This is a genomic window from Salinivibrio sp. ES.052, from assembly GCF_900141775.1.
In the GTDB taxonomy this organism is placed as follows: domain Bacteria; phylum Pseudomonadota; class Gammaproteobacteria; order Enterobacterales; family Vibrionaceae; genus Salinivibrio.
The window spans coordinates 66,498-75,937 of record NZ_FSRI01000004.1 but is presented as its reverse complement, the minus strand read 5'-3'; the positions used below and the strand labels follow the sequence as shown (position 1 = coordinate 75,937).

Genomic DNA, 9,440 nt, shown 5'->3' with positions numbered 1-9,440 from the left:
GTGTCTATCAAGCCGTTGCTCGAATGGAAAGCCGAAGAGCTGAACTATCAATCATCAGAGACTGGGTCCAATACTGGCGTAAGTATATGCCGAGGTTAGGGGCGCGTAAGCTCTACGCGTTGGTAAAGCCCAAGCTAGTTGAACACGAAATTAAGCTAGGGCGAGACGGGTTTTTTAGCTATCTGAGAAGCGAAGGCTTACTGGTTAAACCCAAGAAAAGCTACACAAAAACTACGTGTAGTAAGCACTGGATGAAGAAGCATCCTAACCTGGCTAAAAGAAGACGGACTGCATGATGCTGCGCATGTACTGGTCAGCGACATCACTTATGTTGAATCAGACCAAGGTGTGCACTATCTGTCACTGGTGACCGATGCCAACTCACGCAAGATAGTGGGTCATCACGTTAGCGAAGATATGAAAGTCGACAATGTAGTGAAAGCGCTGAAAATGGCCGTCAAAGATAAGCGCTATATCGGCAATGCGGTACATCACTCAGACCGAGGTTCGCAATACTGCTCAGCCGTTTATCAGAGTGCGCTACAGGAGAGTCAAATCCAGCCGTCGATGACGGATGGTTATGATTGCTACCAAAACGCGTTAGCGGAAAGAGTCAATGGCATACTGAAGCATGAGTTTTTACTGTACCGGTGTAAGACACTGACAGAGCTTAAAATACTGGTAAAAGAATCGATAGCGATATACAACGAAATGAGACCGCACCTAAGTTTAAGTATGGCAACCCCCAATCAGGTGCATAATAAAAAAGGCCAGCTACTGGAGCTGGCCTAAAAACTGTCAACCTATATTAGGACGGGACACCTACTCAAATAAATCGGCATGTAGGCGCTGTACTACGTCAGTGGCGTCGTACTCGTCCACCACCACGCAGACATTATGGTTACTGGCACCGTAGCAAATCATCCGTAGTTTGGTTTGCTCCAGAGCATTGAATACAGACGCTGTCGCACCCGGCGTTTGGTTCATCGCATTACCGATTAAGGCAACAACCGCAAGCTGTTTACAAACATCCACATGACATAGCTGAGAAAGTTCATCGACTGCTGCATCGGGTAGCTGGGGCGCGTCACCTTGGGTATTGGTCTGATCCAAGGTCAACGCGACGCTGACTTCCGAAGTGGTAATCAAATCCACCGAGATCTCAAAGCGTGCGAGGATCTCAAATACCTTGGCCAAAAAGCCGTAGGTATGAAACATATTTAAGCTCGTCAGCGTGACCATGGTTTGGTTACGTCTAAGGGCCACGGCACGAAACAGCGGCGCCGAGTGCGCTTGCTCACGGATCCAGGTACCGCCTTGTTCTGGGGCTCTCGCCGCGCCGACAAACACCGGAATATGCTGGCGTACGGCAGGTACTAAGGTTGATGGATGTAGGATCTTGGCACCAAAGGTTGCCATTTCCGAGGCTTCGCTAAAGCTAATCTCGCCGATTGGACGCGCTTGGCTCGCGATTCGCGGATCGGTGGTATAAATCCCGGGGACGTCGGTCCAGATAGCCAAACTTTTTGCCTCTATCGCCTCGGCGAATAACGCGGCACTATAGTCACTGCCGCCACGGCCCAGTGTGGTGGTCTGTCCGGCAGCATCCGCACCGATAAACCCTTGCGTGACCACGAGGTGTGTCGCTAAGTGGGGGAGTAATTGGTCTTGGCACTGTGCCTTGGTTTGCTGTGGGTCAGGCTGGGCGCTGCCGAATTGACTATCAGTGCGCAGTAATTCTCGCGCATCGGCCCTCACCGTCGCCACCCCTCGGCTATTGAGCAAATGGGTAAAAATATGGGTCGAGATCAGCTCACCACAGGCGACCAAAGCATCCGTCAACGCTGTACTAGGGGCGGAGGCCGCGGTATCGGCATACTCGGCAATCGTGAGGTGCCAATGATCTACCTCCGCCTGCGTGTTTTGGCAGTCGGGAAGCTGGGTTAATATGGTTTGATGGATAGTGGTGATGGCCGCCAGTTTGTCTTGACGTGCTTGTGGGTCGTCGATCCCTTGTGCCAGGGCAACCAGGTGATTGGTCACCCCGGAGCAAGCACTGATCACGACCAGGCGTGTTTGTGGATTTTGCTCGATAACATCGGCGCTTTGTCGCATCGCATGAATGGTGCCAACGCTAGTGCCGCCAAATTTAGCGACTGAAATCGGTGATAATGGGTTCACGTCCTTTTCCCCTCTCTATAATGCAACGATCATTAATCATTAAATATGGGGAACATCAGAAGTCACATCGTGACCGCGGTGGTGGGCCGCGACAAGGTAGGAAGAGCAAACGGCAGGCAAATCTGCCAGAAGCGCTCCACCTGTCTGTCCATATGGATGACAAGTGACAGCCTGAAGGATTCAGCCTTCAAGGCCGGTAGCGTATCGACCCCGATCTTTACGCCACCTCGGCATTGTCTCCCCTGATTATCACACTTTGGAGTGGGGCTCCGTATGATAACTGCCTGAGAAATGCACCTCTTCTGCATGTTCAGTTCATGGGTCGGTTGCCACATGAACGCTATTCACACTACGGGGGTGGCCACAGGGTGTCAACCGGGTTTTATTCACGCGGCTTGTCGTGATGGGTTTGTTTGAACTGACGGTAGGGATGTGTTGAAAAAATATGCTATAACGGTGAGCTCTCTGTACCAACAACAAGGAAAGGTTATGGCTCGTTCAATTTCCGAAATTCAATCATTTCAACCCGTTGCACGCACGCTGATGGGGCCAGGTCCGTCAGATATTTATCCTCCCGTATTGCAGGCGCTAAGTCGTCCAACGTTGGGGCACCTTGATCCGCTTTTTATCGCCATGATGGATGAAGTTAAGCAACTGCTGCAATACGCATTTCAGACGGAGAACCCTTTTACCATCGCGATATCGGCGCCTGGCAGTGCAGGGATGGAAGCCTGCTTTGTCAATTTGGTTGAGCCTGGAGAGAAGGTGATCGTTTGTCGCAATGGTGTTTTTGGCGACAGAATGCGAGAAAACGTCGAACGTTGTGGCGCGACGGCCGTGGTGGTTGATGATGCCTGGGGAAGCCCAGTCAGCCCGCAAAAAGTGGAAGACGCACTGAAAGCACACCCAGATGCCAGTATGCTCGCGTTTGTTCACGCCGAAACATCCACCGGCGCTTGTTCTGATGCACAGGCCCTCGCGACGTTGGCGCGCGAACATGGCTGTTTAACCATTGTCGATGCGGTGACATCACTCGGCGGGGTACCATTAAAAGTGGATGAATGGCAGCTTGATGCGGTGTATTCCGGTAGCCAAAAATGCTTGTCGTGCGTGCCGGGTTTATCGCCCGTTACTTTCTCACCGAATGCTGTTGCAAAAATGCAGGCGCGTACTCACAAGGTGCAAAGCTGGTTTCTCGATCAAAGCTTGGTGCTCGGCTACTGGAGTGGGGAAGGCAAGCGTAGCTACCACCATACCGCGCCGGTGAATAGCTTATATGCATTGCACGAAGCCTTGCTCAAGCTCTATCAAGAAGGAATAGAGAATGCATGGCAGCGACATCAAGATATGCATCAACGCCTAAAAGCGGGGTTGGATGAGCTAGGGATCACCTTTGTCGTCGAGGAGCCGTATCGCTTGCCACAACTCAATGCGATATACATTCCACAAGGGGCGGATGATGCTGCCGTCCGTCAGCACCTACTCAATACGTATAACCTAGAGATCGGTGCTGGGCTGGGCGACTTGGCAGGTAAAGCATGGCGCATTGGTCTGATGGGGTATGGAGCACGTCAAGAGAACATTGCTCTGTGCCTTAAAGCGCTAGAAGACGCGTTGCGCTAAGGTTGACTCGCAGCGGGTAAGGTGTGGCGAGTGGTCCATACCTTGGCCGCTTGCGGAAACAAATAGCGGGCCTCTTGTTGAATATCCCTTGCGCGTTGATGGTCACCGATTTGCAATGCCACTTGATAGGCGTGCTGATAACCAGAGAAGTGCGGGTGCTGAGCGGTTTGGCGCAATAACGCGTTAAGGTGCTGGTGGCGAGCAGCATCGGACAGGGTCGCCAAATCGGTTTGAAAGCGGCGATCTTGTTGGGCGTGGTACAGTTTTTTTTGCCACCATGGGTGTTGTTGATACAAAGCAAAACGCTGTGAGGTTAATAAGGATTCGCGTAAATAGCGGTTGGCCAAATAAACCGATGACAGGCACAGTAAGGTGGCGAGCACGAGCGCTGAGATCACTGTCCGGCTGGCAATACGTTGGCTATAGCGGTGCGAGAGCACGGGATAGCGACGATATTTACTGGTTAAATTGTCCAACCAATAGAGCCAGAGCAGTAATAACACGCCGTTAAACCACTGTGTGCCACTGGCCGGATAAATCATCAGTCCAGTGAGCGGTGGCAACACCAATGCGACTAACACTCGCCGCGTGCCAGATGGTGCGCGTAGGATGCGGACCGCCAGCGCGGCCAGTACCAAGAGATAGCCTAAGGCAATAAGTAAGCCGCCTTCAATCAGCCACAGCAATAAGGCGCTCGGTAGCGTGACCGGACCTTGGTGGCCGGCTTGTGAGGCTGAGAGCAATAACAAGGCTGGTTTTCCATTGCCCATGCCCACACCAAAAAAGGGTGTCATCTGCCATTGCTGCCAAGCCAGCATGAGAGCACGTTGATCGCCTGCAGTCAGCCATTGCCAACTGTCTTGATCGTTCAGGCCAAATACCGCCAATATTGCGCCAGCCGAGATCGCGAGCAACCAAGCCAAATGCTGGCGTCGAGACGCGAACCGAGCCAAATACACTTGTTGTAATGCAATCGCACAGAGGGCAAAGAGAAGGAGCAGAGGCTGTCCCTGCATCGCGAGTACGGGAATAAAGGCCAGAGGCGTCAACGCGAGCAGGCTTTGGCTCACTGGATGACGATATCGACCACTGGGCTCTCTGGCTAGAATATAGGCCGCCAAGGTTAATCCGGTCAGCAGTAAGGTATGGGTGACTGCCGGAGGCAGGTGTGGGACCCATTGATCAAACATAAAGGGAGCCATGCCCGGAGGTGGCTGGTTCCCCAATACCGATAACACCGCGAGCCAAGAGGCTAATAACAACACAGCGAGTAGCTTTTGTCGTTGAGTGTGATTAAAAATAAACTGTTGCAGGCTAGAGAAGAACCCCAGGCTGAGTACCAGAGCGGCGAGAGCATAACCGCTGTTTTGCGCCTGCGCCTGCGGGTAAAAATAAGGGATAATAGCCAAGCCTGTAGCAAGTGCTAGCGTCCCAGTGAGTCGGCTTGCCCGCCAAGTATGCTGTCGGATGACTTCTAAACCGGCAAACCCCAGTGTGAAGGCTAGGGTTAATAATGACAGCGCTGCCGCCGGATGGCGTATACCGACCAAAGGCAAAGAGACGGCATAGAGTGGCAGGCACATTAGCCACAAAGCCGCTAAAGCCACCAAAAATGGCGCCGTCAACGGCTTGCGTATCACGCGGCTAGGGGGCAGCGCTGAGGTCATTATCGCTCCAATATTGGTTTAAGGAAGTGGGCGGTGTGGCTGCCACTCACATCAACGATGTCTTCCGGTGTGCCTTGGGCGATGATTTCTCCGCCGCCATTACCGCCTTCTGGGCCGAGGTCGATGATCCAATCAGCGGTTTTTATCACATCCAAATTGTGTTCAATCACCACGATGGTATTTCCTTGCTCGCGCAAACGATGCAGAACGTTGAGGAGTTGTTGAATGTCGTGGAAGTGTAACCCTGTCGTAGGCTCGTCGAGAATGTACAGGGTTTTACCGGTATCACGTTTAGACAGCTCTCTTGCCAGTTTGACCCGTTGCGCTTCACCGCCAGACAACGTGGTGGCAGCTTGGCCGAGACGAACATAACTTAAGCCAACATCCATCAAGGTTTGCAGTTTCCGTTTGATGGCAGGGACGGCATCAAAGAACTCACGCGCATCCTCTACTGTCATCTCCAGCACTTCATCAATGGTTTTGCCTTTGTAACGTACTTCGAGGGTCTCGCGATTATAGCGTTTACCTTTACACACATCACACGGGACATAAACGTCGGGTAAAAAGTGCATCTCCACTTTGATAACCCCATCACCGTGGCAGGCTTCGCAGCGACCGCCACGCACGTTGAAGCTAAAACGGCCGACTTTATAGCCCCGAGCGCGGGCTTCTTGCGTGCCCGCGAAGAGTTCGCGGATCGGGGTGAAAATGCCGGTGTAGGTGGCTGGGTTCGATCTTGGTGTACGGCCAATCGGGCTTTGATCGATATCGATGACTTTATCAAAGTGACCCAGCCCATCAATCGATTCATAGGGGGCAGGCTCGGCGGTGGTTGCCCCGTTTAACTGCTGATGGGCCACTTTAAAGAAGGTATCGTTGATCAGCGTGGATTTACCCGACCCAGACACGCCCGTGACACAGGTTAGCAAACCAACGGGCAAATGCAGATCGACATTTTTGAGGTTATTTCCGGTTGCACCTTTGAGCACCAACATCTTGTTAGGATCGCGTTGGATCCGCTGTGGTGGCACGGCAATCTCTTTTCGGCCGCTGAGGTATTGGCCGGTGAGAGAGGCCTCACTGGCTAAAATATCGTCCAGGCCCCCTTCGGCGACGATCTGGCCACCGTGAATTCCCGCACCTGGTCCAATATCGATGATGTAGTCTGCGGCTCGGATGGCATCTTCATCGTGTTCGACCACCATCACGGTATTCCCCAAATCGCGCAGATGCTCCAGGGTTTCTAGCAAGCGGGCGTTATCCCGTTGATGCAAGCCAATCGATGGTTCATCCAATACGTACATGACACCGACCAGCCCTGCACCGATTTGGCTAGCGAGGCGAATACGTTGTGCTTCGCCGCCCGATAACGTATCGGCGCTGCGCGAGAGATTGAGGTAGTTGAGGCCCACATTCACCAAAAAGCGCAACCGGTCATGGATTTCTTTCATCACCTTTTCGGCAATTTTGGCCCGTTGGCCCGTAAGCGAAAGTTGCTCGAAGAAGTCGAGTGCTTGTTGAATGCTTAGCTCACAAATTTCGGGCAAATTACGATGCTCGATAAAGACATGCCGCGCTTCTTGGCGTAAACGTGAGCCGCCACAGCTGGCACAAGGCTTGGTTGCAATGTATTTCGCCAATTCGTCACGGACGGCATTGGATTCGGTATCGCGATAGCGACGCTCCATATTGTTGAGGATCCCCTCAAAGGGATGCTTGCGTACCCGGATGTCGCCACGATCATTGACGTATTTAAACTCAATCTCTTTCGGGCCTGAGCCATAAAGGAGAATATCTTGAAGGGTGCCAGAGAGATCTTGCCACGGCGTTTCTAGATCAAAATCATAGTGTTCAGACAGTGACCGTAGCATTTGGAAGTAATAGAAGTTGCGACGATCCCAGCCACGAATGGCACCGCCCGCAAGACTGACCGCCGGGTTTTGGATGACCCGTTTACGGTCAAAATATTGCTGCACGCCTAATCCGTCACAAGTGCCACAGGCGCCCGCTGGATTATTAAATGAAAACAAACGGGGTTCCAGCTCTTGCATGCTGTAACCACAATGTGGACACGCAAAGTTGGCGGAAAAAATGATTTCTTCGCCGTCGCCATCCATCCAACTGATCACTGCGCTACCGCCAGTTAGCTCGAGCGCGGTTTCAAAGGATTCGGCTAAACGTTGCTGTTGATCCTCACGGACTTTAAACCGATCGACCACCACTTCAATGGTATGTTTTTTTTGTAGCTCTAGGGTGGGAGGATCGGACAGATCACAGACTTCACCGTTGATTCGGGCACGAATAAAGCCTTGGGCGGCTAAATTTTCTAACGTTTTAACGTGCTCGCCTTTACGGTTTTTAATGATCGGCGCCAGTAACATCAACTTACTGCCTTCTGGTAGCGCTAAGACTTTATCGACCATCTGACTAATGGTCTGTGCAGCCAGCGTTACATCATGCGTTGGACACCGCGGCTCTCCCACTCGCGCATAAAGCAAACGCAAATAGTCATACACTTCGGTGATGGTGCCAACGGTGGAGCGGGGGTTGTGTGACGTGGACTTTTGCTCAATCGAGATCGCGGGAGATAGGCCTTCGATATGATCCACATCGGGCTTTTCCATCAAGGATAAAAATTGACGCGCATACGATGACAATGACTCCACGTAGCGACGCTGTCCTTCAGCATACAGAGTATCGAAGGCGAGCGATGATTTCCCTGAGCCGGACAAACCGGTGATCACAATCAGCTTGTCACGGGGGATGGTGAGGTTGATATTTTTGAGGTTGTGCGTACGCGCGCCTCTGACGTCGATATTGTCCATTATTATCCTACTACTCAGTCAGCTCACTGGTTGGTCGCCTAGTATCGCACAGGGACGACCATGACCAAATAAAAAGGCTGTATATTTACACAGCCCTTACTCGTATTGGAACCCCGCTCGCTCAGAGGCATCGTCCACTACTTGCTGTTTTTCACCGTCGCTTCATCTTTATTGCTGCCACCGAGATAATGATGCTCATAGCAATGGTTGGTTGCTTCTATAAAGCCTTCCACACTGCCACAGTCAAAACGTTCCCCTTTAAATTTATATGCGAGGACGCAGCCTGACTGTGCTTGCTTTAACAAAGCGTCAGTAATTTGTACTTCACCATTTTTTCCTGGTGGGGTCGTTTCCAACAAATCAAAAATGTCGGGTGTCAGAATATAACGGCCAATGATGGCAAGATTACTGGGAGCACTGCCCGGATCGGGTTTTTCCACCATGTTATCTACGCGGAAAAGGTCATCTTTGATCTCTTGGCCTGCAATGACGCCATATTTATGGGTCTCGTCTTCAGGTACTTCCTCCACGGCCACAATCGAACAACGGAACTGGTTATAGAGCGCCACCATTTGTTTGAGTACGCCGTTGCCGGGATGGATACAAAGATCATCGGCCAATACCACAGCGAAGGCTTCATCACCGACCAGGTCACGTCCTGTTAAGATAGCGTGGCCTAGCCCTCGCATCTCGTGTTGGCGAATATACGTAAAAGATGCTTTCTCGATGGTATTGCGAATGTCATCAAGCAGGGCTTCTTTATTGGTACCGCTGATTTGATGCTCGAGCTCATAGTTTTTATCAAAGTGGTCCATGATGGCATGTTTGCCACGACCCGTGACGATACACATGCCATTGATATCCGCTTCCAACGCTTCATCCACACCATATTCAATCAGGGGCTTGTTGACCACTGGCATCATTTCTTTCGGCATTGACTTAGTGGCCGGTAAAAAGCGGGTGCCATAGCCAGCCGCTGGGAACAGACATTTTTTAATCATCTTGGATCCTTTGTTTTTGATGGGGTGGCAACAAGCATATTGTGTTGGGCCCACACCGCTAGCGGGGTTGTTAGCAAGCAGCTGCTAACAAAGTTATATGGGACAATAGTTTGCTGGGTTACGGACAGTGACGCAAGCACTGA

5 protein-coding genes, 1 pseudogene and 1 riboswitch are annotated in these 9,440 nt (G+C 51.7%); of the genes and pseudogenes, 2 read left to right on the top strand and 4 right to left on the bottom strand.

The window, feature by feature from the left end; all coding sequences use genetic code 11:
* Window positions 1-792 (top strand): annotated as a pseudogene (locus BUQ98_RS16390) (IS3 family transposase); the annotation flags it as partial.
* A 30-nt stretch (window positions 793-822) separates the two neighbouring features.
* Here BUQ98_RS16390 and lysC read toward each other — a convergent pair.
* A complete protein-coding gene (gene lysC, locus BUQ98_RS16385) occupies window positions 823-2,181 on the bottom strand; it encodes a lysine-sensitive aspartokinase 3 (RefSeq protein ID WP_074213649.1) in 1,359 nt (452 codons plus the stop codon).
* A gap of 121 nt (window positions 2,182-2,302) precedes the next feature.
* Window positions 2,303-2,491, bottom strand: a riboswitch (Lysine riboswitch).
* Between the two features lie 179 nt (window positions 2,492-2,670).
* Here lysC and BUQ98_RS16375 point away from each other — a divergent pair.
* Window positions 2,671-3,804: a pyridoxal-phosphate-dependent aminotransferase family protein gene (locus tag BUQ98_RS16375; RefSeq protein ID WP_074213647.1), complete on the top strand. Its 1,134-nt coding sequence runs from the start codon at window positions 2,671-2,673 to the stop codon at window positions 3,802-3,804.
* On the opposite strand, the gene BUQ98_RS16370 is transcribed toward BUQ98_RS16375, so the two are convergent.
* From BUQ98_RS16370 to galU, 3 genes are all read right to left on the bottom strand, one after another.
* Window positions 3,801-5,471, bottom strand: a complete 1,671-nt coding sequence (locus BUQ98_RS16370) for a Wzy polymerase domain-containing protein (RefSeq protein ID WP_074213646.1) — start codon at window positions 5,469-5,471, stop codon at window positions 3,801-3,803. The genes BUQ98_RS16375 and BUQ98_RS16370 overlap by 4 nt on opposite strands.
* A complete protein-coding gene (uvrA, locus tag BUQ98_RS16365) occupies window positions 5,471-8,296 on the bottom strand; it encodes an excinuclease ABC subunit UvrA (RefSeq protein WP_074213645.1) in 2,826 nt (941 codons plus the stop codon). Before uvrA ends, BUQ98_RS16370 begins: the two co-directional genes overlap by 1 nt.
* Before the next feature lie 137 nt (window positions 8,297-8,433).
* Window positions 8,434-9,297 carry a UTP--glucose-1-phosphate uridylyltransferase GalU gene (gene galU, locus BUQ98_RS16360; protein WP_074214852.1) on the bottom strand — a complete coding sequence of 288 codons (864 nt, stop codon included), beginning with the start codon at window positions 9,295-9,297 and terminating at the stop codon, window positions 8,434-8,436.
* Window positions 9,298-9,440: the final 143 nt, after the last annotated feature.

Bases quoted from the DNA above. Each gene is read 5' to 3' on its own strand.
- uvrA (WP_074213645.1), bottom strand. From the start codon at position 8,296: ATGGACAATATCGACGTCAGAGGCGCGCGTACGCACAACCTCAAAAAT.
- BUQ98_RS16375 (WP_074213647.1), top strand. From the start codon at position 2,671: ATGGCTCGTTCAATTTCCGAAATTCAATCATTTCAACCCGTTGCACGC.
- BUQ98_RS16370 (WP_074213646.1), bottom strand. From the start codon at position 5,471: ATGACCTCAGCGCTGCCCCCTAGCCGCGTGATACGCAAGCCGTTGACG.
- galU (WP_074214852.1), bottom strand. From the start codon at position 9,297: ATGATTAAAAAATGTCTGTTCCCAGCGGCTGGCTATGGCACCCGCTTT.